General features: G+C 38.0%; 28 protein-coding genes and 1 riboswitch. Of the genes, 6 read left to right on the plus strand and 22 right to left on the minus strand.

Translation table 11 applies throughout. The annotated features are described in order from the left end of the window. Nucleotides 1–100: 100 nt before the first annotated feature. The 8 genes from ACQKMV_RS07405 to ACQKMV_RS07440 form a co-directional block, all read right to left on the minus strand. Nucleotides 101–949, minus strand: coding sequence for a MetQ/NlpA family ABC transporter substrate-binding protein (locus ACQKMV_RS07405; RefSeq protein ID WP_427503170.1), 849 nt, complete (start codon nucleotides 947–949; stop codon nucleotides 101–103). Between the two features lie 114 nt (nucleotides 950–1,063). Then, complete coding sequence (locus ACQKMV_RS07410) at nucleotides 1,064–1,732, minus strand: methionine ABC transporter permease (protein ID WP_427503171.1); 669 nt, start codon at nucleotides 1,730–1,732, stop codon at nucleotides 1,064–1,066. Next, nucleotides 1,722–2,750, minus strand: a complete 1,029-nt coding sequence (locus ACQKMV_RS07415; protein ID WP_427503172.1) for a methionine ABC transporter ATP-binding protein — start codon at nucleotides 2,748–2,750, stop codon at nucleotides 1,722–1,724. Before ACQKMV_RS07415 ends, ACQKMV_RS07410 begins: the two co-directional genes overlap by 11 nt. Nucleotides 2,751–2,901: 151 nt before the next feature. Beyond that, a riboswitch (SAM riboswitch) is annotated at nucleotides 2,902–3,005 on the minus strand. A 63-nt stretch (nucleotides 3,006–3,068) separates the two neighbouring features. Further along, nucleotides 3,069–3,371, minus strand: a complete 303-nt coding sequence (locus ACQKMV_RS07420; RefSeq protein WP_427503383.1) for a thioredoxin family protein — start codon at nucleotides 3,369–3,371, stop codon at nucleotides 3,069–3,071. Between the two features lie 16 nt (nucleotides 3,372–3,387). Next, the gene (locus tag ACQKMV_RS07425; RefSeq protein WP_053484239.1) at nucleotides 3,388–3,729 is read right to left on the minus strand and encodes a toprim domain-containing protein; all 342 of its coding nucleotides are present in this window, start codon (nucleotides 3,727–3,729) and stop codon (nucleotides 3,388–3,390) included. Nucleotides 3,730–3,914: 185 nt separating this feature from the next. Then, nucleotides 3,915–4,295: a glycine cleavage system protein GcvH gene (gene gcvH, locus ACQKMV_RS07430; RefSeq protein WP_427503174.1), complete on the minus strand. Its 381-nt coding sequence runs from the start codon at nucleotides 4,293–4,295 to the stop codon at nucleotides 3,915–3,917. An 82-nt stretch (nucleotides 4,296–4,377) separates the two neighbouring features. Continuing rightward, a complete protein-coding gene (locus tag ACQKMV_RS07435; protein WP_427503176.1) occupies nucleotides 4,378–4,734 on the minus strand; it encodes an arsenate reductase family protein in 357 nt (118 codons plus the stop codon). Nucleotides 4,735–4,815: 81 nt separating this feature from the next. Then, nucleotides 4,816–5,007, minus strand: a complete 192-nt coding sequence (locus ACQKMV_RS07440) for a hypothetical protein (RefSeq protein ID WP_427503177.1) — start codon at nucleotides 5,005–5,007, stop codon at nucleotides 4,816–4,818. A gap of 236 nt (nucleotides 5,008–5,243) precedes the next feature. Here ACQKMV_RS07440 and ACQKMV_RS07445 point away from each other — a divergent pair, with 236 nt between their 5' ends. After that, nucleotides 5,244–5,474: a hypothetical protein gene (locus ACQKMV_RS07445; protein ID WP_427503178.1), complete on the plus strand. Its 231-nt coding sequence runs from the start codon at nucleotides 5,244–5,246 to the stop codon at nucleotides 5,472–5,474. 510 nt (nucleotides 5,475–5,984) lie between these two features. Here the strand turns inward: ACQKMV_RS07445 and ACQKMV_RS07450 are convergent. The 3 genes from ACQKMV_RS07450 to ACQKMV_RS07460 all read right to left on the minus strand — a co-directional run bounded on the left by ACQKMV_RS07450 (nucleotide 5,985) and on the right by ACQKMV_RS07460 (nucleotide 11,500). Beyond that, nucleotides 5,985–7,769, minus strand: coding sequence for an acyl-CoA dehydrogenase family protein (locus tag ACQKMV_RS07450; protein ID WP_427503179.1), 1,785 nt, complete (start codon nucleotides 7,767–7,769; stop codon nucleotides 5,985–5,987). 120 nt (nucleotides 7,770–7,889) lie between these two features. Then, entirely contained in the window at nucleotides 7,890–9,062 is a 1,173-nt protein-coding gene (locus ACQKMV_RS07455; RefSeq protein WP_427503180.1) for an acetyl-CoA C-acetyltransferase, read from the minus strand. A 53-nt stretch (nucleotides 9,063–9,115) separates the two neighbouring features. Further along, nucleotides 9,116–11,500 (minus strand): 3-hydroxyacyl-CoA dehydrogenase/enoyl-CoA hydratase family protein, encoded by a 2,385-nt coding sequence (locus ACQKMV_RS07460; RefSeq protein ID WP_427503181.1) that lies wholly within the window; start codon nucleotides 11,498–11,500, stop codon nucleotides 9,116–9,118. A 364-nt stretch (nucleotides 11,501–11,864) separates the two neighbouring features. On the opposite strand from ACQKMV_RS07460, the gene ACQKMV_RS07465 reads away from it, so the two are divergent. Together ACQKMV_RS07465 and ACQKMV_RS07470 are read left to right on the plus strand one after the other, a co-directional pair. Further along, nucleotides 11,865–12,209, plus strand: coding sequence for a thioredoxin family protein (locus tag ACQKMV_RS07465; RefSeq protein ID WP_328008647.1), 345 nt, complete (start codon nucleotides 11,865–11,867; stop codon nucleotides 12,207–12,209). A gap of 302 nt (nucleotides 12,210–12,511) precedes the next feature. After that, nucleotides 12,512–13,015 carry a C39 family peptidase gene (locus tag ACQKMV_RS07470; RefSeq protein WP_427503182.1) on the plus strand — a complete coding sequence of 168 codons (504 nt, stop codon included), beginning with the start codon at nucleotides 12,512–12,514 and terminating at the stop codon, nucleotides 13,013–13,015. 56 nt (nucleotides 13,016–13,071) lie between these two features. Here the strand turns inward: ACQKMV_RS07470 and spoIIP are convergent, their stop codons facing one another. The 4 genes from spoIIP to ACQKMV_RS07490 all read right to left on the minus strand — a co-directional run bounded on the left by spoIIP (nucleotide 13,072) and on the right by ACQKMV_RS07490 (nucleotide 16,646). Further along, a complete protein-coding gene (gene spoIIP / locus ACQKMV_RS07475; protein WP_427503183.1) occupies nucleotides 13,072–13,983 on the minus strand; it encodes a stage II sporulation protein P in 912 nt (303 codons plus the stop codon). After that, nucleotides 13,973–14,512, minus strand: a complete 540-nt coding sequence (locus tag ACQKMV_RS07480) for an RNA polymerase sigma factor (RefSeq protein WP_427503184.1) — start codon at nucleotides 14,510–14,512, stop codon at nucleotides 13,973–13,975. The genes spoIIP and ACQKMV_RS07480 overlap by 11 nt, the downstream gene beginning before the upstream one ends. Nucleotides 14,513–14,635: 123 nt before the next feature. Then, a complete protein-coding gene (locus ACQKMV_RS07485; protein ID WP_427503185.1) occupies nucleotides 14,636–15,523 on the minus strand; it encodes a 5'-3' exonuclease in 888 nt (295 codons plus the stop codon). Nucleotides 15,524–15,656: 133 nt separating this feature from the next. Beyond that, the gene (locus ACQKMV_RS07490) at nucleotides 15,657–16,646 is read right to left on the minus strand and encodes an agmatinase family protein (RefSeq protein WP_427503187.1); all 990 of its coding nucleotides are present in this window, start codon (nucleotides 16,644–16,646) and stop codon (nucleotides 15,657–15,659) included. Between the two features lie 554 nt (nucleotides 16,647–17,200). Here ACQKMV_RS07490 and ACQKMV_RS07495 point away from each other — a divergent pair. Beyond that, nucleotides 17,201–17,608, plus strand: coding sequence for a DUF6157 family protein (locus ACQKMV_RS07495; protein WP_427503188.1), 408 nt, complete (start codon nucleotides 17,201–17,203; stop codon nucleotides 17,606–17,608). Nucleotides 17,609–17,820: 212 nt separating this feature from the next. On the opposite strand, the gene ACQKMV_RS07500 is transcribed toward ACQKMV_RS07495, so the two are convergent. The 4 genes from ACQKMV_RS07500 to ACQKMV_RS07515 form a co-directional block, all read right to left on the minus strand. Beyond that, the gene (locus tag ACQKMV_RS07500; RefSeq protein ID WP_427503189.1) at nucleotides 17,821–18,846 is read right to left on the minus strand and encodes a polysaccharide deacetylase family protein; all 1,026 of its coding nucleotides are present in this window, start codon (nucleotides 18,844–18,846) and stop codon (nucleotides 17,821–17,823) included. Next, a complete protein-coding gene (locus ACQKMV_RS07505; RefSeq protein ID WP_427503190.1) occupies nucleotides 18,834–19,580 on the minus strand; it encodes a hypothetical protein in 747 nt (248 codons plus the stop codon). Before ACQKMV_RS07505 ends, ACQKMV_RS07500 begins: the two co-directional genes overlap by 13 nt. Beyond that, nucleotides 19,561–21,234, minus strand: coding sequence for a GNAT family N-acetyltransferase (locus tag ACQKMV_RS07510; RefSeq protein WP_427503191.1), 1,674 nt, complete (start codon nucleotides 21,232–21,234; stop codon nucleotides 19,561–19,563). Before ACQKMV_RS07510 ends, ACQKMV_RS07505 begins: the two co-directional genes overlap by 20 nt. Before the next feature lie 112 nt (nucleotides 21,235–21,346). Then, nucleotides 21,347–21,922: a glycosyltransferase gene (locus tag ACQKMV_RS07515; protein WP_427503192.1), complete on the minus strand. Its 576-nt coding sequence runs from the start codon at nucleotides 21,920–21,922 to the stop codon at nucleotides 21,347–21,349. On the opposite strand from ACQKMV_RS07515, the gene ACQKMV_RS07520 reads away from it, so the two are divergent. Beyond that, entirely contained in the window at nucleotides 21,860–22,171 is a 312-nt protein-coding gene (locus ACQKMV_RS07520) for a hypothetical protein (RefSeq protein ID WP_427503389.1), read from the plus strand. The genes ACQKMV_RS07515 and ACQKMV_RS07520 overlap by 63 nt on opposite strands. Nucleotides 22,172–22,415: 244 nt before the next feature. Here ACQKMV_RS07520 and ACQKMV_RS07525 read toward each other — a convergent pair whose 3' ends face one another. Together ACQKMV_RS07525 and ACQKMV_RS07530 are read right to left on the minus strand one after the other, a co-directional pair. Next, complete coding sequence (locus tag ACQKMV_RS07525; protein WP_427503193.1) at nucleotides 22,416–23,051, minus strand: sugar transferase; 636 nt, start codon at nucleotides 23,049–23,051, stop codon at nucleotides 22,416–22,418. Between the two features lie 174 nt (nucleotides 23,052–23,225). Continuing rightward, entirely contained in the window at nucleotides 23,226–23,669 is a 444-nt protein-coding gene (locus ACQKMV_RS07530) for an SACOL1771 family peroxiredoxin (protein ID WP_427503195.1), read from the minus strand. 432 nt (nucleotides 23,670–24,101) lie between these two features. Here ACQKMV_RS07530 and ACQKMV_RS07535 point away from each other — a divergent pair, with 432 nt between their 5' ends. After that, nucleotides 24,102–24,773 (plus strand): NUMOD4 domain-containing protein, encoded by a 672-nt coding sequence (locus tag ACQKMV_RS07535; protein WP_427503197.1) that lies wholly within the window; start codon nucleotides 24,102–24,104, stop codon nucleotides 24,771–24,773. 150 nt (nucleotides 24,774–24,923) lie between these two features. Here the strand turns inward: ACQKMV_RS07535 and ACQKMV_RS07540 are convergent, their stop codons facing one another. Beyond that, on the minus strand, nucleotides 24,924–26,702 hold the full coding sequence (locus ACQKMV_RS07540; protein WP_427503198.1) for an FAD-binding protein: 1,779 nt from the start codon (nucleotides 26,700–26,702) through the stop codon (nucleotides 24,924–24,926). Between the last annotated feature and the right edge of the window lie 87 nt (nucleotides 26,703–26,789).

Raw genomic sequence — 26,789 nt, forward strand, 5'->3', positions numbered from 1 at the left:
CACTTTGTTAAAAAACTTTTTTCTGATAAAAGACTTCTTTTTAGGCAAGAAAAAAAGTATGTAAGCTTTATAACTTACATACCCTTTTCGATAATTTTAATTATTTAACTGGTACAACTGAGCCTTTCCATTCATCAAGAATGAAATCTTGGATCTCTTTAGATTTTAATACTTCTACTAATTTTTTAATTTCTGGTTTTGATTCATCACCAGCACGAACAGCGATAATGTTTACATAAGGAGATTCTTTATCTTCTAGAGAAATTGCATCTTTCAATGGATTTAGTCCGTTGTCGATTGCGTAGTTAGAATTGATAAGAACTGCATCACCTTCATTATTTTCATACATTTGTACAAGCATTTCAGGCGCTGTATTTGCATCGAATTTGAAGTTTTTAGGATTTTCTTTAACATCTTTAAGTTCAGCAGATGTTTTATCTACTCCATCCTTAAGTTTAATTAAACCCTTAGCTTCTAATAATGAAAGCATACGCCCGTGATCTGCAACAGAGTTAGAAAGTAAAATTGTTGCACCCTCTGGTAAATCCTCAAGAGATTTATATTTTTTAGAGTAGATACCGATTGGTTCAATATGAATACCACCAGCGTTTACAAAATCATAACCCTTTTCTTTAATTTCTTTCTCTAAATAAGGGATGTGTTGGAAGTAGTTTGCATCAAGATCGCCAGATTCTAAATCTTGGTTTGGTAATACATAATCTTGATATTTTTCAATTTTAAGATCGATACCTTCTTTAGCTAAAATTGGTTTTGCTTTTTCCAGAATAACCGCATGAGGTGTATTCGAAGCACCTACTGTTAACGTTACTTTTTCTTTACTATCATTAGATGATGAGCCTGAGCTTGTATCTTCTTTTTTACCAGCACCACAAGCGGCTAAAGCTAGTACTAATACTGATAAAAATAATCCTGCTAATAACTTCTTCATTTTATTACTCTCCCTTTTTTCTTATTTACATATGTTAGCGGTATAAAACCGAGATAACCTCTTAGATGTTCGTAACTGGATACTCTTTTTGTCACAATTTTTATTAGCGCTTCTTTAGCGTTTATCTGTTTTGATCGTAATCATGTCGCCAATCCATTGAATAACAAATACAACTATTAAGATTAATATAGTCGACATTAAAGTTACATCTGTGCGATTACGTTGGAAACCATCTAAGAATGCTAAGTTTCCTAGACCACCTGCACCGATAATACCTGCCATCGCAGTATAGCCAACAAGTGCTACAGCCGTTACAGTAATACCAGAAATAAGCGCTGGTAACGATTCTGGAATTAATACTTTCCAAATAATCGTTGACGTTTTGGCACCCATTGAACGAGCTGCTTCAATAACACCTTTATCAATTTCACGTAAAGCAATTAATACCATTCGTGCATAGAATGGTGCAGCTCCAATAATTAGTGCTGGTAAAGCCGCATCTGCGCCACGAATTGTGCCAAGTAAAAATTTCGTAAATGGAATTAACAAGATAATCAAAACGATAAATGGAATCGAACGGAAAATGTTAACGATTGAGCCTGTTAAAAAGTTCACAATTTTATTGGCCCATAGTTGGTTGGGACTTGATAAAAACAATAAGATTCCAATCATTAATCCAAGTATAAATGTGATAACCGTAGAAATTGTTGTCATGTACAATGTTTCATACGTAGCGTCCCACATTTTTTCCCAGTCGACATTCGGAAAAAGACTAGTTAGCATTTGCAATCACCTCCGTTTGTACTTCGACTGTATTTAAGTAGCTAAGTGCAGCAGTAACATTGGCCTCCGAGCCATCAATTTGCACAATAAGTGTACCGTACGCGCCATTTTTCGTTTGCGAAATATTACCATGTACAATACTTACTTCTACATCAAACTGTTTCACAAGATGCGAAATGACAGGCTGCTCTGTTTTTTCTCCTACAAAGATTAGCTTAACAAGTTGTCCATTAGGATAATTTGCTTTAATTTGTGCCACGGTTTCCTGTGTTTCCTTCGTATCTGTAATTTGAGAAACGAATTTTTTCGTAATGGCAGCTTGTGGAGCTTGGAATACTTGTAATACTTCACCACGTTCTACAATTTCTCCAGCTTCCATAACCGCTACACGATGACAAATTTTGCGAATAACGTGCATTTCATGTGTGATTAACACAATCGTTAGACCTAATCGTTCGTTAATATCGACAAGTAGATCAAGGATAGCATCTGTTGTCTCCGGATCGAGTGCAGATGTTGCCTCATCACATAACAGTACCTCTGGGTTATTAGCAAGCGCACGAGCTATACCTACACGTTGCTTTTGCCCCCCTGATAGTTGTGATGGATACGCCTTAGCGCGTCCATCTAGACCAACAAGTGTTATCAATTCTTTCACACGTGCTTCACGTTGTGCCTTTGGAACACCTGCTATCTCTAGTGGGAAAGCGATGTTTTCCGCAACGGTTCTAGACCAAAGTAAATTGAAATGTTGGAAAATCATACTGACCTTTTGTCTAGCATCTCTGAGCTTTTGCCCCTTTATGGATGAAAATTCTTGATTGTTAACTGTCACCCTACCAGATGTAGGCTTTTCTAAACCGTTTAACAATCGAATCATTGTACTTTTACCAGCGCCACTATAGCCGATAATGCCAAAAATTTCACCTTTATTAATAGAAAGGTTGACGTCTTTAACTGCAGTTAATTCGCCATTCGTAGTTTTGTATTTCTTCGTAATATTTTGAAGATTAATCATAGCGAATTCTCCTTTTCTTATATCAATTATGCCTCGCATAATTGCGGCCAACGTGATGTTGGTCACTCAGTCGTGTGTTGATAGAAGTTAAAAAAACCCCTTCACTTATAGACAAGTAGAAGGGGTCACGTAACTTATACGCTAAACCGTTCTCTCATCTTTCAAAGATAAATCTTTGGGTGATTTGGCACCTTTTCACATTGTGATGGTTGCTGGGCTTCATAGGGCACTTCCCTCCGCCGCTCTTTATAAGAGTTCGATATATTTATTGTTTTTTAATATATTTGTTACTTTACCACGCGATTAATATTCAGTCAATTAGTTTTTTAACAATTCGTATAAATATGGTACGGATTGAAAGGCATAAACTTTTTCTGTTACTTTTCCGCCTTCACATACGAGTAAACATGGTACACTTTCGATTTTATTATCATAAGCTATTTGCTCGAAAAAATTAATATTCGCTTTACCTACTTGTAGCTGTGGTAGCAATTGCTCAACAACCGTCATCATTTTCGATGCAACTGCACACGTTCCACACATTGGCGTATATAAATAAAAGGCAGCCTTTTCACCTGACTGGACAACCGCGTCCCACTGCTCTTTTGACCATTCTTCCATCATTTTTCACGCAACCTTACAAAATATATTCATTATGGATTGAGAAGTGTGCACGAAGCAATATCGCTGCTAACACCTTCTTCGGAGTTGTCTCAACTTCCTTATATGTTGGCATCGTACGTAAATGCTCAGCCTCTGGATAATGTCTGTCCATTAATGCTCGTAGTTTATCACCCGATGTATCTGCATCAAAAAACGTATAAAGCTCACAACCCTCGTATGGATCAAGTAGCTCTTCTAATTGATGCACACCAATTGTACCATTCGTACAAAGTATTTTAACATCTTCATTTAAAATAGGTTCAATTTGAAGCTTATCCGATCGGCCTTCGACAATTAAGCATTTTCCCTCGACCATCACGCCACCCCCATTTAGACATATCCCTTATAATTCATTATATCAATAAACTTGATCGTTGATACAGTTAGACACCTATTGATAAAGGAATATACTTGCATTCTCCTCACTGTTATAGTAGCGGGATGAATGAAGATAATAAAAAACGTCGGTAGTTTCCGACGTTTTTCTAATTCAGGCTTGTCTTATTCTGCAATCATTTCTTCGTATTGCTCAGCTGTCATAAGTTTTTCAACTTCTGATGCATCAGCAGGCTCTACAACGATCATCCAAGCTTTTTCATATGGTGATTCATTAACGAATTCTGGGCTATCTTCTAAATCTGCATTTACTTCAACTACTGTACCTGAGATTGGTGCGTATAATTCAGAAACTGTTTTTACAGATTCAACGCTACCGAATGGATCATCAGTTTTGATTTCGTCGCCAACTTGTGGAAGTTCAACGAAAACGATATCTCCAAGTTCAGCTTGTGCGAAGTGAGAAATACCGATACGTACTTTACCATCTTCTAATTTTACCCATTCATGCTCTTCAGAGTAACGTAAGTCTTTTGGTGTGCTCATGCAATAAACCCCTCCATAAAATATGTAGTATATTCACTTTCAGTTTGCCATACTTCTCCTATAAAAACAAGGATAAATAGGGTTATTTCCAAGCTTGCTCAAAATCTGATTCTTTAAACCCTAAAGTTACTTTTTTCCCGTCTGTTACAATTGGACGTTTAATCAGCATACCATCTGAAGCAAGCAATTCAAGCTGCTCCTCTTCAGTCATATCAGCAAGCTTATCCTTCAAGCCAAGCTCACGATATTTCATACCAGAAGTATTAAAGAATTTCTTTAACGGTTGTCCACTAGCTTGCCATAGGTTTGATAATTCGTCCTTTGTAGGCGGTTGTTCGACAATGTGTACCTCTTCGTATGAAATCTTATTGTCATTTAGCCATTTTTGAGCTTTTTTACAAGTAGTACATTTTGGATAATGAATAAATTGAATCGTCATTTATAGGCTCCTCTACTATCATTATTAGGACACTACATTTTCAGTGTCTCCCTCATTTTCTGTAGTATACCATCATAACCGTTACGAGCCAAAATGAAACTCATTATGCCAAAGCGTGGGGTTGATTTCCGTTCCAGCTGGGCGCTTTGTCGCTGACGCTTCGCTTTCGCGCAGAGCAAAACTTCCTGTGAGCGAGCGTCGAGCCGCTTCCTCCGCTAAAGGAACGAAGGCTAAGTGCGTCACGTCCTGTGACAATGCCTTCGTGACCAACATCGTGTTGGCCTCAGGGTCTCGCCTGTCTCGCTTTCCCAAGGGAGTCGAGTAGCCTTCCACTCCAATCAGCAATAGTGTAGAACTTTTATAAAATTTATGCATTTTAAAAGTGAACGTAATGATTGCTCTTCTATAATAGTTACGACGATTGTGCTTTCACATAAGTAAATTATTATAAAATGGCAGAAAATATATACTAAGTGAAGTAATTGATTGGAGTGGAGGCTGGGCGACTCATGATGCTATCGGCGGTTCTCGAAAATTTATCAGCGATTATCATGTTGTTATCAGCGATTCTCGGCAATTTATCAGCGATTTTCTTGATGTTATCAGCGATTCTCAGCATTTTATCAGCGATTTTCTTGATGTTATCAGCGATTGGCATTTTGGAGTGGTCCGCTTTCGCGCTGATAAACATGTTGTTGCTGTCAATCCGCTTTCGCACAGACGAAACTCTTTTGCTATAAAACGACAGTCAGAGGATTCACACACAGTTTTGTGTATGAATCCTTTTTTGCTCTTTGGAAGGTGGATGTCGATAAAATTCAGAAGTTAGGTGATAAAACGTGAAAGTTGGTCGATAAATTTCAAAAGTTGGTAGATAAAACGTAAAAGTGTTCCGATAAAACTCAAAAGTTGAATGATATTTTTGTTAAAACATATGTCATGTGAATCAGTTGATTGGAGTGGAGGCTGGGCGACTCCTTGGATCACAGTGTCACAGATGAGACCCTGGAGCGAGCATCGCGAGTGAAGCGGCTCATCGGACGCCCCCAGGAAGCTTTGCTCTGTGCGAAAGCGTAGTGTTAACGTAGCGGCAGCAACAAATGTTTTCTGTAGCGAAAGCAAAGCGACAGCTACAAAGCGCCCAGCCGGAACGGAAATCAACCCCTCGTTTGGCCGAAGAACTTTACTTTTATTCCCAACAAAAAACCTAGCTATCTCATCTATGCGGATAGCCAGGTTAGTCTGCTCTATTAAACTACAAATTTTTCTGCTTCAATTAATTTAACAGAAGCTTCGCGTTTCTTCGCGATTAAATTGTATGGGTTGTTGCGAGTTAATTTACGTAGTGCAGACAATGTCATGCGTGCTGCGTCGCCGTCTGCTGAAGCAAGAATCGTATCTTTTGCTTCTTTTTCAATTTCTGCAAATGCTTCTTGGCAGAAGATCTGAGTGTAAAGTAATTTTTGATGAGCTTTTTCAGCACCATCACGAGCAATCGCTTTTTCTGTACGTAATACTGCTGATTCCATTGCGAATAGTTGGTTTGCGATATTTGCAATATTCACCAATACTTCTTGCTCTTGATCAAGCTTTGCACCGTAGCGTTGTGCTGCTAAACCTGCTGCTAATACAGCAATTTTCTTCGCATTTTTCACAAGATATTTTTCCTGTGCTAGCGGCTCTGTGCCTATATCTTCAGGCATTAGCATAAGAAGCTCTTGTTGTAAATTTTGAGCAACTTGTAGTAATGGCAATTCACCTTTTAATGCCTTTTTCATAAATGTACCTGGTACAATCATGCGGTTAATTTCATTTGTCCCTTCAAAAATACGATTAATACGAGAATCACGGTAAATACGTTCTACTTCGTATTCAGCCATAAAGCCGTAACCACCGTGTAATTGAACCGCTTCATCTGCAATGTAATCTAAAGTCTCAGAACCAAATACTTTAGCAATAGAACATTCAATAGCATACTCAGCAATTGCACTAGCAATAACTTTTCCTTGCTTTTGCTCTTCTGGGCTTAGCTGACTTAAACGGTCTTCAAATAAACCTACTGTACGATAGTTTAATGACTCAGACGCATATAATTGTGAAGCCATTGTCGATAATTTTTCTTTTGTTAGATTAAAATCAGACAGCTTCGTTTTAAACTGCTGACGTTGGTTTGTATATTGAATGGCTAGTTCTAATGCACGCTTCGAGCCACCAATTGTTCCAACCCCTAATTTATAGCGGCCGATATTTAAAATATTAAAAGCAATAACGTGTCCGCGACCTATTTCACCTAAAAGGTTTTCTACAGGTACTTCTGCATCTTCAAGGATTAATGTACGTGTCGATGAAGATTTGATACCCATTTTTTTCTCTTCTGCGCCAACTGAAACGCCATTGAAGGCACGTTCTACGATAAATGCTGAGAATTTATCGCCATCAATTTTTGCATAAACAACAAATACATCTGCAAAGCCTGCATTTGTAATCCATTGCTTTTCACCATTTAAAATATAATGTGTCCCTGCATCATTTAACTTTGCAGTTGTTTTTGCACCTAATGCATCAGAACCTGATCCTGGCTCAGTTAATGCGTAAGCAGCAATTAATTCACCTGACGCAAGCTTTGGTAAATACTTTTGCTTTTGCTCTTCATTTCCGAAAAGTACGATTGGTAAAGAGCCAATACCTACGTGTGCACCATGCGTAATAGAGAATCCACCAGCAACTGACATTTTTTCTGCGATTAAAGCAGAAGAAACCTTGTCTAATCCTAGACCCTCATATTCTTCAGGTACATCTGCACTTAGTAAGCCGAGCTCACCAGCACTTTTTAGAAGACGAACCGAATGCTCAAATTCATGGTGTTCTAAATTTTCTACGACTGGTAACACTTCATTGGCTACATACTCTTCAGTTGTTTTAGCAATCATTTTATGCTCATCTGTGAAATCTTCTGGTGTAAATACACGATCTAATTCCACATCTTCAATAATAAATCCGCCGCCTTTAATGAAATCCGTTGTTTTTTCTGTCATTCTAAATTCCTCCCTATGCATCTATTATTAATGGCTTTATTCCCCAATATATAGAAAAGCTTGAAGCACTGTGTTCGGAGGCAACCGGAAACGCTACACTCCAAGCTGATCTAGCAAAAATCATAGAATTTCAAATACTCCTGCAGCACCCATACCGCCACCAATACACATTGTCACGACACCATATTTCTTACCTTGGCGCTTCAATTCATGAATAAGCTTTAATGTTAAAATGGCTCCAGTTGCACCTAGTGGGTGACCAACGGCAATTGCTCCACCATTGACATTTACTTTATTTTGGTCAATGCCTAAATGACGTACGACCTGTAAGGATTGTGACGCAAATGCTTCGTTAATTTCCCATAAATCAATGTCATCAATTGCTAACCCTGCAATTTCAAGTGCTTTAGGTACTGCCACGATTGGTCCAATACCCATCACCTCAGGAGGTACACCACCAACTGCAAAGCCTAAAAACTTCGCCATTGGAGTAAGGCCTTGCTTTTCCGCTTCTTCACGATCCATCACAAGTACTGCCGCTGCACCATCAGAAGTTTGAGAAGCATTCCCCGCTGTAACACTACCCTTTACGTGGAAGGCAGGACGAAGCTTCGCTAAACCTTCTACAGATGTACCTGGACGTACACCTTCATCCATGCTAAAAGTGAATTTTTTCACCTGTGGTTTGTTGTTGTCATCTACATAATGCTGCTCCACTTCGATTGGTACGATTTCATCATTAAATTTACCTTCTTTAATAGCTTTTTCAGCAAGCTCATGTGAACGCACAGCAAATGCATCCTGATCTTCTCTACTTACATTGTATTGACGTGCCACTTCCTCAGCTGTGTGCCCCATCCCCATATAATATTGGGGAGCGGTTTCTGCTAAAGTCGGATTTAAGCGAGGTGTATTACCTACCATTGGCACCATACTCATTGACTCTACTCCACCAGCAAGAATCGCCTTAGAATGTCCTAGCATAATACGCTCTGCTGCATAAGCAATTGCCTGTAAACCTGATGAACAGAATCTATTAATTGTTAGCGCTGGTGTTGTATCTGGTAACCCGGCAAGCGCTCCAATACTACGTGCTACGTTCATGCCCTGCTCAGCTTCAGGCATTGCACACCCTAAAATCAAATCGTCAATCGGACCTTCATAGCCCGCTCTTTTCAATGTTTCTTTGACAACTACCGCTCCAAAATCATCTGGTCTAACGGTTGCTAAAGAACCCTTCTTCGCTTTTCCAATCGGAGTTCGTGCTCCTGCTACAATAACGGCTTCACGCATCGTATTAATCCCCCTTTGTTTCATGTGCAAGTATGGTTAATTCAGTCTTATAGTTAGTTACGTAGTGGTTTCCCTTTTAAAAGCATGTGTTGCATTCTTTGTTGAGATAACGGATCTGCAACTAAGCTTAGGAACGCCTCTCGCTCAAGGTTTAATAGGTATTGTTCATCTACTAATGTGCCATATGGAACTTTACCACCAGCAATGACATACGCTAATTTTTTAGCAATTTTTAAATCGTGTTCACTAATATAGCCTGATTCAAACATTCCTTGCGCACCAATTAGTAGCGTACCGTAGCCTGATGCACCGACTACAGGAACTTTCGTAGGTACAGGTGGTTGATAGCCTGCCTCATAAAGCGCTAGTGCAGCTTGTTTTGCATCATATAGTTGGTGATCTGAGTTAACAGAAATCCCGTCAGCAAAATTTAAGAAGTTATTTTCACGTGCTTCTTCACCAGAAGTCGAAACTTTTGCCATTGCAACTGTTTCAAATACTTTATTAGCAATATGTTGATAGTCTACCTCTACGCCATTTGGTAATCCTTTGATGAATTTTTGGTAAAGTGCCTTATTACCGCCACCGCCAGGAATTAACCCTACGCCGACTTCTACTAAGCCCATATACGTTTCCATTGTTGCTTGAATATGTGCAGCTGGTAAGCAAACCTCTGCTCCTCCACCAAGTGTCATAGCAAAAGGTGCTGCCACAACAGGCTTGCGAGAGTATTTAATCTTTTGCGTCGCATCTTGGAATGCTTTAATAACGAAATCTAGCTCAAAAATATTATCATCCTGTGCTTCTACTAAAATCATTCCTAGATTAGCACCCACACAGAAGTTTTTCCCTTGATTACCGATGACTAAGCCTTTATAGTTAGCTTCTACTTCATCGATTGCAAAGTTAATCATTTGAATAATATCTAAGCCAATTGCATTTGATTGGGAATGGAACTCAAGTAATGCAATTCCATCACCTAAATCTATTAAGCTAGCACCCGCATTTGATTTGATAACACCGTGTTTTTTCTTATAGCGTTTTAAGTTAATTTCCTTTTCATTAGCTGGTACTTTTACGTATTCAGAGCCATTATAATACGCTAGGTCGCCGTCAATTTCCGAATAGAAAGTTTCAAAGCCGCTTGCTAACATATCTTTAACAAATGCTGGCACCTCACGACCCTCAGCCTCCATTTTAGCTACTGACTCTTTGACGCCAATTGCATCCCATATTTCAAATGGCCCTTGCTGCCAACCGAAGCCCCATTTCATAGCATTGTCAATCGCAACAATATCATCAGCAATTTCACCGTGTAGCTGTGCAGAGTAAATTAGCGTTGGAGCGAAGATACCCCATAGTAACTCTCCTGTACGATCCTTCGCATATGTTAGTGCTTTTACTTTATTTGCTAACCCACGAGTTTGTTTTGCCATTTCAATAGAAGGTGTTTTTAATTTTTTTGCTGGGCTATATTCTAGTGTGTCTGGATCAATTTCAAGGATCTCTTTACCTTGCTTCAAGAAGAACCCTTGACCTGATTTTGCTCCTAGCCAGCCGTTTGTAACCATTTTCTGTAGGAATTCTGGTACTGCAAATACTTGCTGCTCGTCACCAGTTGTTTGATCATAGACGTTTTTCGCTACATGGATAAATGTATCTAAACCGACAACATCCAACGTTCGAAATGTTGCAGATTTTGGACGACCGATTAGTGGACCAGTTACAGAATCCACCTCACCAACTGAATAGCTACCCTTCATCATTTCTTGTAAAGTAATTAGTAAGCCGTACGTTCCGATACGGTTGGCAATGAAGTTCGGTGTATCCTTAGCAAGTACGACACCTTTTCCAAGCACATCTTCGCCAAATGTTTTCATAAAGCTTACAACTTCTGGCGCTGTTGTGTTTGCCGGAATGACTTCGAGTAATTTTAAATAGCGTGGTGGGTTGAAGAAGTGAGTGCCAAGGAAATGCTTTTTAAAATCTTCTGAACGCCCTTCTGCCATTGCATCGATACTTATGCCAGATGTGTTTGAACTAATAATTGTTCCAGGCTTACGAACAGCATCAACTTTTTCATATAGGTTTTGTTTAATCGCTAAATTTTCTACGACAACTTCAATAATCCAATCTACATCTTTTAATTTCTCTAAATCGTCCTCAAAGTTACCAACCGTTAGTAGTGATAAATTTTTCTTAGAAGTAAGTGGTGCTGGCTTTTGCTTTAATAACTTTTGAAGAGCTCCATTAACGATACGATTTCTTACAGCAGGATGCTCTAAGGAAAGACCTTTCGCTTCTTCCTCTTTTGTTAGTTCCTTCGGTGCAATGTCTAATAATATTGTTGGAATACCGATGTTTGCTAAATGTGCTGCAATTCCAGAGCCCATTACCCCAGAACCTAGAACAGCCGCTTTTTTAATGTTGTAAGTCACAAGCAATTCCCCCTTATTCTCCCATTGAATGAATAGCCATTCATTTTTTGGCCAAAAAAATATCAAGTTTGCCTTAGTGTATTTTTGTCCAGATAATTTTAGGCGTAATCTGTGACATACGACTGAGGCTTACCTTCATTCAGCTACCATTTTGATTTAGAGGTAAATATCTTCTGCTGAATAAAGATAAAACTACTTTTTCTGTTATTAGTTTAGATTATTTTGTATGATTTAGCAATCTTTTTTCACCAATTATTTTTGCAATATACAACTTTTTTTGTTTTTTACGAGCGAAAATAAGACAATAAGTAGATAGCGACAATTCCAAACAGAAAACTTTCAGGTTAAGGGAAAAATGTGTAGAATGGAAAGCAAGGAGAGTGAAATACTAATGAAAACAATTACAACTGCTGAACAATTTAATGAACTGATCTCAGGTGATCAAAAAGTTCTAGTGAAATTTTACGCTGGATGGTGCCCAGATTGCACACGCATCAATATGTTCATCGATCCAATTATCGAAGAGTACAACCAATATGACTGGTATGAACTTAACCGCGATGAGCTTCCAGAAATCGCTGACAAATATGATGTAATGGGTATTCCAAGCCTACTAATTTTCCAAAACGGTGAAAAATTAGCACACTTACATAGTGCAAATGCTAAAACACCTCAGCAAGTTACAGAGTTTTTATCTGCACAACAATAATTAACTGGGCTAAAAACAATATAATTAATGTAGAAGAGCTACTGCTCTGTGGCGAAAGCGAAGCGCAAGCCACAAATGTTTTATGTGCGAAAGCGAAGCGTCAGCAACAAGTTACAGAATTCTTATCTGCTCAACAATAATTAACTAGACTAAAATAGCAAAGTTAATGTAGAAGAGCTACTAATCTGTGGCGAAAGCGAAGCGTCAGCAACAAGTAACGGAATTCTTATCAACACAACAATAATGGAAAAATGAGCTGCATTTCTTTTTGAAATGCGGCTCTTTTTAGAAAGGAGATTATGATGCGCCAGCCATTGTCGTTACTTGGAAAGTCTCAATATGATGTATCCATTTCACCAAAATACCGTAATTCAGCTTGTGGTCCTACAACTGTCCACGTAGTCTTAAATTATCTAGAAGATCAAGCTCCTTCGGTAAATGAGCTTTATAAACTTCTCGGTGGCACAAAAATCGGGTTATTTAAATGGCGTCTAATTCTCAATCTTCGCCGGCTTCGTCCAACATGGGAAATTCGCGATTGTACTTTAAAGGAAGCTATGCAAGAAATCGATGCAGGCCGTCCTGTCGCAATACGCTTTGACCGATATTTCAGCCTAAATTGGCGCGATAAAAAATCTGCCTTCGCCTATCATTGGGTACCTCTCATTGGCTATGAAATACGAAATGATGAGCTGTGGTTAATGTTCCATGATAATGGCCGCCCTAATCGTGAAAGTAAAATTCGAACGGCTCCTTTTAAAGATAATGAAAAAGTATTGAGCTTCGTAAAAATTACACCGAACTAAACGAGAGCGTGTCTGCAATGTTTAAACACGCTCTTTTTTCATCAATAATTCAAGGCTTATTTACTGTTCTCAATAATAACTTTTAGAACTTCTGCAAAAACATCCATTGTTCTATACGTTTCTTTCAAGGTATTTTCGATACCTCCAACTTCTAATAATACTGAATTATCATGGAGATCCTGATTATAGGTATTTGGAGGATTGCCCTCTTTTTCTATTACACCTATTGATAGTCCCGGATATAATTCTTCTAGTTGTTCATGAAGCTGAGTGGCAAATGTTTTATTTGTTTCAAAGTTTCCACTCGTTTTTGATACGACAAATTTAATTCTTGCGTAATCCTGTCCGTTAATTTCAATTGTGGAATCTCGTCTTTTTATAGAATCTCGATGTATATCAAAAACCATGCGAATACTGTCATTTTCAGCTAAAACTTTTTGTAAATTTTCTCGTGACACTTTATATGAATCCGGAAAATGTAAACCTCTTCTTTCTAGGATTCCGGCTATATCAGTCTCATCATGTATTGAATTAATTTGCATTTCCTTTAATGCTCTACTTAACTCTTTACCTACCAATGTTACATTTTTAGTATCATTATATGGCGGCTGCTCTCTATACGCCTGCTGTTCAGGAAGCCCCGGGGAAAATGATTCCCTGTTATGTGATTGATAAATATATACCACAGGTTTCTTTTCTTCCATTGCATAAGACAATGACGCTCCTCCATCACTTTGGGCTACCTCTGTAACTGTGCCACTTCCATTTAAGGAGATTAACCATGAAAAAATAAATGCACAAACTAAAACACCACTTGTTATCACAGAGAATTTTGTGAAGATTCTTTTTTTACCCATGCTTCGAGCTCGTTGTCGAAGAGTATTCTCAGTTGTAGAAACAAACTCCTTTCTAGGATGTTGAGGGTACATTTCTTTCAGCATATCAAATAAGTCTTTTTCATTTTGCATTTGTCAAAACCCCCTCTATTTCAATATTCAGTTTTCTTTTAAGCTCTTTTAGGGCTCTGTGATAATCAACTTTTACTTTCGCCGCACTACATTGAAGAATTTCCGAAGTCTCGTTTATGGAAAATTCATTAATACCTCGAAGAATGACTACCGCTCTGTATTTAGGTTTTAATTTAGCAATAGCTTCATGAATAAATTGTTTTAATTCTGTTACCTCAAATTCCTCATCAGGCTTCTTTTCATTCGATGATAAGTGATTAAAAAAACCGTCCTTAAATAGTGAGGCAAACTTTTTCTTTCTGTAGTGATCTATTGCCACATGTTTTGCGATTGAAAAAATCCATGTTTTTAAATGATAGTTACCATTAAAATTCGATAAACCTTTTAATACACGAATGAATACTTCTTGGGTCAAATCCTCAGCATCATTTTGACTTCCCGTAAAACAAACAAGAAATCTATAAACGTCTAAGTAATACAAATTGTAGATTTCAACTACTCTTGATTCTAGGTTATTTGAATCAATCAAGCTTTCCCCTCCTTTTACTTATTTGCTTATAATTCGTTTGAGAGTAGGAAAAGGTTACAAAAATTTATATAAAAAAGCAGAGCATATTTCTATACTCTGCGTTGATGATCATGATGTTTGTTTTTAAATAAATGAATATAGTGAGCGTGCCTGCTTAGCGATTAATGTGTAGCCACGCTCTTCTATTTCTTTGAATGTTTGAGGTTCGTAATTAGGTAATACTAAGCTTGCTAATTCTGCCTCGATTGGTACGTTCGTTTGAATTGTTGCAAGCTCGTGTGACAATTTTAGCATGTCTACATTCTCTTTAATTTTCGTACGTTGACCTGGCTTTAATTCATCTATTGATGTAAGAACATTTTCGATAGAACCATATGTTTGAATTAACGTAAGTGCCTGCTTTGGTCCAATCCCCTTTACGCCTGGATAACCGTCACTCGTATCCCCCATAAAAGCCTTAACCTGTGCAAATTGCATAGGTTCGATGCCGTATTCCTCTTGGAAGCGTGTATGCGTATAAACGTCATACTCTGTGTAGCCTTTTTTCGTAAAAGCAATTTCCGCTGATGGTCTTAAAAGCTGCAGTAAATCCTTGTCTCCACTAATTACCGTAATGTCAGCCTCATCCTGAAATTTTGTAATCATTGAGCCAATTAAATCATCTGCCTCCATCCCTTTAACACCGAAATTTTGCCAGCCGATTTGTTGAGATAAATTTTTCGCCATATCAAATTGTGGTAGCATTTCCTCAGGTGGTGATGGACGATTAGCTTTATAGCCATCAAATAATTCGTTGCGGAATGTATGTGCACCCATATCCCAACAAACAGCAAGATGGGTCGGCTTCATAATAGATTGTGCCGTTAATACATGACGCACAAATCCTTGGGCACCATTAGAAGGTGTACCATCCGCAAGGCGAATATAATGCCCCATCGCAGCCGAAGCAAAAAATGAACGGAATAATAGCGCCATGCCATCAATAATTAATAATTTTGGTTTTGTTGTCATGATAAATAATCCTCTCTATAACAATACAATGATGTATTCATTTATAATATATTAAGCATTGTTCTATTATAGCAAACTATCATCAAACTTCATTGTAAATATCTACAAGCCATTATTCCGTCTCATTTAATAACTATCTAATCATGGTGTTACCTTTCTTTGAAATACGATTGCGGGCATCCAGTCGAATACCTGTTAACCATTGCAAAAATGCTGTTACACCCATCTTTACTGTTTCCGGGCGTAGGTCAGCCTCCTTTGGATCAGCGTAGACAAAGTCAATATGACGGACCCCTTCATTTTCTCCAATGAGCTTTAGGATATCAAATAATTCAAAGGCCGTTAATCCACCTGGCGTTGCAGCAGGTACATCTGGGGCGAATGTGATATCAAGTGCATCCAAATCTACAGATACATAAATACGATCCACCTCATACATCAGCTGACGAAGCATTTCGCGAATTGTTAATTGTATGCCATCACGACGCATTTGTTTTAACGTAATCATATGTATTCCTTGTTCTTTCGCGTAGTGAATCATTTCTGGTGAATTAAAAAAGCCGTGTAACCCGACATTATAAACATGTTTCCCCTCTACAACGCCTGCTGCAATGAGCTTCTGTATTGGAGAATCCATGGCTAAACCAATTTCCTCCTGATTGCGGGCATCCAAATGCGTATCAATTTGAATAATCCCTATTCGATCCTTTGGAAAAGCATTCTTTATCCCTCTTAGAGAGCAAGCTGTAATCGCATGATCTCCACCTATTAGACACGTGAAACTTTTAGAATATGCAGTGCTTAAGTTTTCTGCCGCAGCTTCTATAGCTGACTCTGAAAGCATTCTATCGGTTTCGTGGATGGCCACATCGCCTACATCAACGACTGCCAACGTGCGTAAATCTACTTGCTCATCTAAATTATAGGATTGAAAGCCTGGCCAAGCCTTTCGAAATGCCGTTGGATACAATGCTTTTTGGGAGGGTTTACTAGCATACGATAATAAAGCACCGTACAAAATAATATCTACATCACTCGGAACGGGATTTTCTTTTTGCTTAATCCATTGATGCATAGCCGAACCATTTTCTTGCTTATACTGCCATTCTGGTTGAATAAACATGTTAACCTACCACCTTCATGTTATTTTTTCTACAACTACCCTACCATAGTATTGATTCCTATTCTGACTGGACGTTTTCCTGGGGGCGTCCGATGAGCCAAATTGAAGTCAATTGCCTTGTGTTAATTTATCGTCCCCTCAAAAATACCTAGAGAAATATCTTCAACATTAATAGTACCATTAGTACATACAATTTCGTCAAAGTTTGGTATTTCCCCTCTAAATTTCTGAAAAATTCTCCATATGTGGATTTGAGAGAAAGATGTACCGGAAAGTTATACGTTCATAACAAAATTGCACCGTTTTACCTCGGCTATATTAGTTTTTATGGAAATAACAGGATAAAAGATGTCGATTGTAGAAATAATTAACATGTCACAAAAATTATGGAGGTTCAAAATGAACAAATTCAGTTTGTTTGGGAATTTTACGATATAAGAGGGCAAACGTGGCATGGAGTGAATCAACACCCTAAAAACAATGGGTGATAAGTACATTTCATCGAATTTTTATTAAGCTAACGAAAGTAAATGGTTACAGGAAGGATTAATTTAATGAGTTATAAAAATACTTTTATTATAATTTCAGAGGATTCGGAAGTTAATTCCGCTATTACACCTCTCCCAAGAAATAACAAACCTACTATAGCTTCGATCGAATATGACTTAATCAGTAATAACCCTTACAAATATACTCAGGAAGAAGTACAATTTCAAACTTATTTGATTAAAAACCAAATTAAATTAGATCCATTAGATGAAGTAAGAAAACATTTTCTCCAAAAACCTAAAGCGTGTTTTAGAGCTTCTCCATTGGTAAAGAAATATGGGTGGGGAATACACTACGATGATGAAGGAAAACTTGCAATATATGATGTTAATAGTGAAGTGTATGAGCAATTTCTCAATTCGGAAAATATCACTTTATTAAAAGGTATGCGTTCTAAACGGAGCGGAAAATAACGAGCGAAATAACGACTCTTTTATCTGCCTTGAGATCTTATGCCTCAGCTTAATTGTATCCGAACTCGAAACCTCAATATGTAAAAGAAGAATCTATTTTGATTAAACTTTATTACAAGCAAAACCATTCTCCATTTACCCCAATAAAAAAGTAGCGAACTAGGTAATTTTCTAGTTTGCTACTTTTTGGGGCTTCTTCACCCCACTGATTATTAATCTTCACCAATCGGGCTTTTGCGGGATAAACTCTGGCAAAGCTCTGCGACCTCATGCATCGTATAGCTTTGAAAGTTATACTGATCACGCAATTCCTGATAATATTGTAAAAGTTCCTCAAGCATAGCTAAATTTTTTTCATTGTTCTTACCAAAATTATGAGGGTGCCACCATAAATGATAAAAAGCTTTAGACATTGCAGCTGCATGCATTCCCTCTTTAATACGTTTGATCTTTAAGCCTTCAAAAAATCGTAATGGGCTACAATAGGGCCTTAAAAATGCACTTGAACGAATGTTAATAAAGGAATCCTTTTGCATCTCTTCTAGCGTTACTAGATGATTTCCTGTTATATTCACATAGCTATCCAGCCATTTTTTTGCACCTAATAGTCGACCTTTTTCCGTAAATTTTTGAGGATCGTACAACGGATGTTTTTCATTACCTCGATAGCATACATATCCCACTTCCTGACATGCTGGGAAATATGCTTCATTCACTTGATTAAGTGGAAATACAATCGATTTCATCGGTGCGATATTTTCTTCACAAATCATTGCATTAGCGTGTAGATCTGCACGAAAATTTGCTTCAGTTTGTCCATTTTCTAAACAGTAATAATGTGAAAATGTATGACTTCCTATTTCTTGATGTGGCGTACGTTTAATCTTTTCAATTAAGGATTTGCCGAAATGTAAGAGGTCCTCCTGCTCATTTCCTCCTACTTTTGCAAGTTGTGTATGTGCAGCATAGCGCATGTTTTTATATTTTACTGGGATACCTCGTAAGTAATGAGACATCTCTTCTTTTGTTTCTGCAAACAATAAACCAACTGTTGCCCAAGTCGCATGAATGCCATACTGTTCAAACAACGCTAGTATTTTAGGCAATGCCTCGCGTACGCCATATAAATTTTTATTGTATTGTCCGTACTTAAATACATCGTGGACACCCCAATTTAGCTCAAAATCTAATGATATGACCAGACCTCCACGATTTACTTCAATTACTACTTCCTCCATTTTTGCACGCCCAGTAACAGTGCACGTATTTTTGATTGGGTAATGTAGCCGGAATATACATCGACGACTTGTCCACCGAAACCTAACTTAAACGACCGAACATTTTGGTCATTTGTCAGCTTCCCCATATCATATAAAACAAAGCCTTGCTCCTTTAAATGCAATAAATTGTGCCATAGTAAGAAACGATTTGCATAACGAACTGGTCTTCTTAAATGATCTGGCATCAATTGTGAATGACAAGTCGCTACATAATAGGACATCGCTTTTTTTGCGTATACAATATCGAGTCTATAGCATAGTGTTTGTCCACAAATACTTCGAATCTCAGACAACCATAGCGCTCCTTTATTTTTTAAGAGCGTAATAGCTTCCATTTGAGACTTACTAATTTGCTCGAGTTTTTTCCTTTTTGCAAAATTATTATAAAACTGTTGGAAGGCTCGTAAATTTTCATCTGATGGTTCTTTATAAATAAAAACTTGATAGGACTCTTTTTGCGCACGACGAAGTATTTTTCTATTACTTTCTGAAAGAGCAAGATACAATGATAACTCACTATCTGTAAGGTGAATATGAACCGTTTCACTTTTCATAAGCTTACGGCTCGGTACAAGTGAATGTGTATATCCAACAACCTTCATTGATTTTCTAACATTGGCTGGTTTTTCTACAAAATAAAAATGCTGCATTGCGATATTCCATCGCTTACTTTTAATGGACAGAATGAACATCGCCCCCACTCTCTGTGTATTTTTCTACATGATTTCGCTCATAACGAGCACATTTAAAATGTTTCATTCGAGAAATACGTTTATAGCCTAGCTGCAATAATCGTTTACGCTTTCGCCATTGCCAAAAGCTTGCAGTAACCCAAAGTGTTTGTGCAGGTTTCATTTTTTGGAAAAAGGCTGTAATAATATCGATATTTTTATAAACATCATAGGTTAAAAAATATGTCTGCTTTGGCAATACTTCAACAATTTGCAATTCATCTACACGCCAATTCACAGCATGTAATGCAAACGCAACCTTATTCGTTTCAGCAAAGGAATCTTTATAAATGGTGTATCCCTTATAAAGTAGAGAAATAATATCTTCCTCATCGAGTTGCATCGCTTCCTGTATCGACAACTCTTCAAACAAATCTCCTACAGGTCGTTGCGGTGTAACATTATCTGATGGGGATAATTCATACAAATCCACTTGCTTAAAACGAATAAATTTTTCTACGAATAGTTGTCCATATTCTAGCCAATCTTTTACTTTTCCATACTTTACTAAGTAACGTAATTGACCTAGAGTATTGCGTTTCCATTCCACGACACGATGATTGCCTTTTAATAATTCCTTGAGTCGTTCTTTCAACGTATAACAACTCGCCAATAGCTTTGCTCGTTTTGTGCCACTGCTTACGAGCATACGTCTTGTAAAATCAATATTAGAGCGCCAATCGAACTTATCTGGCTCGTAGCCAATACTCATATCGAACAAGCGATAGTTTTCAGAATGGGTTCGCTTAATAGTTTCCTGATTCACTAATCTGCCAGGCCCAAATATATTAAATGTCGGCTCATGTGCAAGTGCATAAGTTACATAACGTCCACGGCAGCAAATTCCGTAGGTGAAGGCAATCCATTGGTCTTCAAAAACAAGTGCGTCTATCTCAACTTGCAATGCCTCCTCTTTAAGAAGCGTTAACCGTTCGAAAAAATCCTTTTTCTTACCTTTCGTAAAATCACTTGTATCTATTTTTTTAGCCCATCGTCGATCAAATAATCTAAACATTTGCCAAAGCTCGTCCTGCGAAGGGGTTTTCCTCGTTAATGAGCCTAATTTTCGTAGCTTTCGTTCTCTTCTATCCACATCATGCATTTTTCTTCGCTGATTGAAATAGCTATAGTAATCTATATCGTGAAAGGCAAGATACGGTGTCACTACACGAAAAATACTCGGGCGTAACTGCCTTTCAACAAAATATTGCTCAATGACCTTTGTAGAGTCTTTGCTTTCCAATAATCCATGAAACGAAAATAGTAGATGTTTATGCTTTTCGATGAGCTGATCAAAAACAAAGGTTGTAGCGGGCAGCAACCTTTCTTTTTTTGCTACAACACCTGAATAATTCGCAATATTTTCTCCCGTAAAGGCATAAATTCGTACTCCCCATCGAAGTCGGACTAAGAAAGGGAAAAAGGCGATGATAATACCATTTTCTTCAACAGCATAGAGCTCCACACTCTCTCTTCGCCCAACAACTTGCCACCAGTTATAAAACCAAGCAAATTCTATAAAAGGATTATCATTGACCTCTGCTGCTAAAATTCCATCCCAAATATCCTTGTACCACATAAGCTCATCATCTGTTCGAATGCGAATTAATTGCAAATTAATCACCTTTCTTTGCCGACTTTGATACAGCCTGTTCGTAGACAAATAGAGTTTTCTGATACATTGGTAGAAACGAAATGTTCCTTAAAAAGCGACGTTCCATTAACAATTATTTAAGCTTTTTCATTAGTTCGTCTTTATCATTTCGGTTAATTAAAAAATCAGAAACTAACTCATTGATGTCACTTACATTCGTGGCGATAATCGGAAGCCCTGCTCGCATTGCTTCAATAATTGGGATCGGTAAGCCTTCCCAATCTAATAGCAAAACAAGTAATTGACTTTCCTCAAGTGAAGATGTGACATCTAATTGATTGCCCAAAAATGAGACACGATCCGTTAAGCCTTTATCGGTAATGAGTTTTTCTAAACTAGGACGAAGTGAACCATCACCTATCAATTGAAGGCGCCAAGGTGTATCAGAAAGCTCCGCTAAAGCCTCTAGCAATAAATCCTGTCTTTTTGACACTTCAAAACGAGCAACCATCATAATTAATGGATGCTCTTCATTCTCTTTGATATGTGCTACTAGCTTCAGCAGCAGATGTTTTTTGCGCGAAAGCGAAGCGGCAGCAGCAAGATGTTTTTTGTGCGAAAGCGCAGCGACAGCAGCAGATGTTTTTTGTGCGAAAGCGCAGCGACAGCAGCAGATGTTTTTTGCGCGAAAGCGAAGCGGCAGCAGCAAGATGTTTTTTGTGCGAAAGCGCAGCGACAGCAGCAGATGTTTTTTGCGCGAAAGCGCAGTGCTAACGAAGCGTCAGCAGCAGATGTTGGTCACTCAGTCGTTGCCGCTCTTAGACTGAGCTCCTCTATTTCAGCGGGTGTTTGGACACCCTCTGAAAAGCAACTTAAAACCGCATTCATCTCACCACCTATAGAGGTGAGAGACTTCTGTAACTACCGTTGCACTTTCGCTACAAAAGACATTTGCTGAAAGAAGTTAAAAACGGCTCTTAATTGTCAAAAGGTTTGTAAATCCCTTTTAGGTTGCTCGCTGCAAGGCCGAGATACTGATAACATCAATTTTTTTCTTGAAAACACGGCCTGTTACAATGGTTAACTCATGAGCATCTTGCTTTAATTTTACGGCGAGTGCCTTCACATGTTTTTGCGCTCCTCCAATCTTATCCAAACGTGTAATAAGCTGAACGATTTTCAGACCTAACACTCTTTAATTTTTAATAAGCACCTGTTCTCACTAACACTACGTAAAGTGTTTTGATGATAATTTTAAGATCTATCCAAAAGGAATAATTATCGACGTATTCTAGGTCATATGAAATTTTTTGCCCGTGAGAAATATTAGAGCGACCGTTAATTTGAGCAAGTCCTGTTAATCCCGGCTTTACTTCTAAACGTCGTGCCTGTAAATTGTTATAAGCATTTGTGATGGTTGGAACTTCTGGTCGTGGTCCAACAATACTCATATCTCCCTTTAAGACATTAATGAGCTGTGGAATTTCATCAATACTTAACTTCCGAAGAACGGCCCCAACCTTCGTGATTCGTGCATCCTGTTCAGTTTTAAAATAATAATCATCAGGAATTCCGTCTGCACACATAGTAGGCATATTCACTGGAACTGCCTGTATGGTCATTGTCCGTAGCTTCCAAATAACAAAGCGCTGATGTTCCTGACCAGTACGGATTTGTTTAAAGAAAACAGGGCGGCCTGTGCTAATAAGTAAAATGAGGAATACTACCAGCATAAAAGGAATGGTTATGAAAAGTAATAGGAATGCCCCCGCAATATCCAAAATTCTCTTTCCGTACTGACTATAAAATGTAATAGTCTGAGCTGTCTGCTCGTGCAATACATCATCCTTTGCATTTTTTTAGCACTTAACTTTATATATTCATTTGGTACATTTATAGAACTACTTTTGAAAAAGCAATTTTCTAACAAAATGAAAAAAGAGTTATTTCAAAATCATTTTTGAATAACTCCTAACATTAATATATTCAGTCATTAATTGAGATGTTCCTTTTTACCCTTGTATAATTTGCACGTCGCATACAATTTGAACATTTCCTTTTAAAGCCTTACTAATCATACATGTTTGTTCCGCCTTCTCAGCTAATCGATGAATTCTCTTTTGTTCTCGCTCAGATAAATTTTGTACAACAATCCTTGGCTTATGTACGATTTTCTCATATGTAAAAACACCATTCGTAACATCAACAAAACCTTCAGCTTGCATGGACAAATCCAACAAAGCAATCTTCGAATTTTCAAGTAGCGTAGCCAGTGTAATTAAATAGCAGGTTGCTGCCGCTCCAAGCAGCATTTCATCAGGATTTGTCCCAATCCCTGGTCCATTCATTTCTCGAGGAATTGAAATTTTCGTATTTAGATTGTCCGCTACAATATTCCCCGTCCCATTTCTTCCCTCCGACCAATTTAAATTCATCCTAAATAAATGTTGAACCATAATTAAATCCTCCTTTTTATTTTGTAGTTATGAGTTAGAACGGTTGCCCGGTTACCGGTGCAGTTCTACTCTCTACCCGATTAGTTTTCAGGGGTACCCGAGCAGTCCTTCACCCTACCCGAGCAGTTTTCGGGGGGACCCGAGCAACTGTACACTCTACCCGATTACTCCTCAGTCGGAACGAAAATCAACCCACGTTATGACGATGAAGTATTTACCATGAAAAACAATTAGTACTTACAAAATTAAATAATACTTTAATCTTACCATTTTGAAATTTAAGAGATTGATTGTTTATCAGTTATACAACACCTTTCTTCCCATGGCATAAAGTATTATCATCGTAATAATGTAACATCCAATATTTAAGAAAAACAGGAAAACTGATTTTATGGTAAAATAGAAAAAACAATTCTTTAGGAGATTTTAAAAATGATTTTAACAAAGCAACAAGCAGTACAAGCACTTAAAAAGAACAAATTTATCGGTTTTACTATTAAAACAGGAAATATCATTATGAAAAAGATGAATAAAACCGATTATAATATTTTTGTATTTGAAGAAGGCAAAGATAAACCAGTGCGTTATGTAGGTTCTATTATGAACGTGATGGCTACAATGAGCGACAAAGCTTCAAATAAGGATTTTGTTATTGTGGAGCAGCTTCCAACTCAAAATAAAGAAGAGGCTACATCTGTAGAAAAAGATGAAGTTAAAGAAGTAACTAAGCCTGTAGAGAAAGAAGAAATTAAAGAAGCTGTTAAGCCTGTAGAAAAAAATGAGGTCAAAGAATCTAAGAAAGAAAAAGCAGTTGACTTCGATGAAGAAAGACGTGCCATTTCGGGTTATGAAGGCATATATGATGTTACATCGAGCGGTCGAATCATTACAGTTCGTGAAAATCGCCCATTAGCACGATGCAACGATGAATATGGTTTCCATATTGTTCGATTAACAAAAGAAGGTACTGCTTCAAGTCACAATGTGTTTGAAATTTGGAAACAGGCATACCCTGAGCTTGAACAAACTAATTTTAAAGGTGCCTTAAAAGCGAAATATGGAACAGGCTGCAAGCTAAGTGATAAACCAGGTATACACTTTTAATCATAAAGAATCCTCAGCGTCGTTGCATTGACGCTGGGGATTTTTTTAATAAATTTTTCACTTGTGATTGAAGATATCAATGTTACGAGCTTGTCATTATTATTTCGTTGACCTTCAACCCTATCTCGCAAAACCATTTGAAAATACTCTCTATACCTTTAGCAAGTTCGATTTTTCCTTATTAACTGCATTTGCCATATGCGTTGTTGCAATATAGCTTAATGTCATACCAGGCCCTAATGTTGCACCTGGTCCTGGATATGTTTCGCCCATTATAGAAGCTGAGCAATTCCCCGATGCATACAACCCTTCAATTGCCGAACCATCTGCCTTTACAACGCGGGCATGCTCATCCACCACTAAGCCACCCTTAGTCCCGATATCTCCTGGATATAAACGAAGTGCATAAAATGGAGCATTATTAAACTCTGCTAGGTTCGGATTTTTCAAGGTAGGATCTCCATAATAATTATCATAGGCACTATCTCCTCGAAGGAAATCTTCATCATGTCCATTATGAGCAAAGGCATTAAAGCGCTCTACAGTTTCCACTAAATTTTCTGGGGGAACATTCATATGCCCTGCAAGCTCCTCAATTGTTTGTGCACTTTTCACTATACCTTTATCAAACCAACTTTTTGGGAACACTTGTCCTGGGAACAACCCTGTGAAAATATAGCGACTTTTTGCCTTTGCATCGATCAATATCCAAGAAGGTATAGCATTATTAGTTTTTTGGTGGTGAATATACATTTTGTCTACAAATTCATGATAAGGTGCCGCTTCATTTAAATAACGTTTCCCAGCACCATCCACAACCATCATATTTGGAACTCCACGGTCTGCAACTAGGAAGAAAGGATGCCCTTGTGGATCAATAACGGAAGGTGCTCCCCATACTTTATCCATTAAATCTAATGTCGCCCCTATTTTCACACTAGGCTCGATAACATCTCCTGTTTGTCCTTTAGGTGTAGAAGTCCATTTTGCGTTTGTTGGTGCCGGTAAATAGTTTTCTCGATATGCTTGATTATGAGAAAAACCACCTGAAGAAAGGACTACCCCTCGCTTCGCCTCGATCCGCATCTCCTGCCCATCTCGTTCAACCATAATACCAGTCACCCGATTATTTTCAACGATAAAATCTTTAAATGCAGTGGAGATCCACAGCTCTCCATTCGCTTCTGCAAGTGACAAGCGTAATCGAGCAATTAGCGCTTCCCCTAATGCAACAGGCTGACTTCCTGTAATTTTCGACTTCACCAAACGCATGCCTAATTTTAAGGCAGTTGTTTTTCCCTTTGTCGTACGCCTAACCATATTTACCTTATGAAATTCATAGCTATTCATCGTAAAGCCTTTAGAAGACAATGTAGAACGACGCATCGTATCTGCTAATGACCCCATTTTCTTAATATCAAAAATAACTGGCTCAATCGATCGCCCTTGAGGTAAGCCACCTGGTTTTTCAGGATAATAATCTGAATAACCTTTAGCATATTGGAAACGCATATGCCTAGTATGATTATTTAAAAACCTTAACATTTCGGGCCCCCGTTTAATATAAGCTTCCTTCAAGGCCTCTGGTACACGATCACCAATGGTTGAATCTAAGTATAAACGCGCTAGATTATGTGTATCAGGAACACCCTCACCCTTAATCACATGATTATTTGGAATCCATAGTGCTCCACCAGACAAGGCAGATGCCCCACCATAATGCTCTGTCTTTTCAATGACTAATGATTTCATACCCTGTAGCTTTGCTGTCAGACCTGCCGTTAACCCCGCTGCCCCAGAACCTACTACTACCACATCATAACTCGCATCCCATTTCATACTTACATCCTCACTTTCATTAGTAGTCACTAAATCAATGAATCTCGTATTACTACTAAAAAGTATAGAATCGAAACAATATTCAGTCAATTTAATCCTACCATAATTTGTGATTGATGCTTTCTAGGGAGCGTCTCCTCTTTCACATGTGCACTAAAGCATTCACACAGATTTCAA

It is taken from the genome of Lysinibacillus sp. NPDC094403, from assembly GCF_050278745.1.
GTDB lineage: Bacteria > Bacillota > Bacilli > Bacillales_A > Planococcaceae > Lysinibacillus.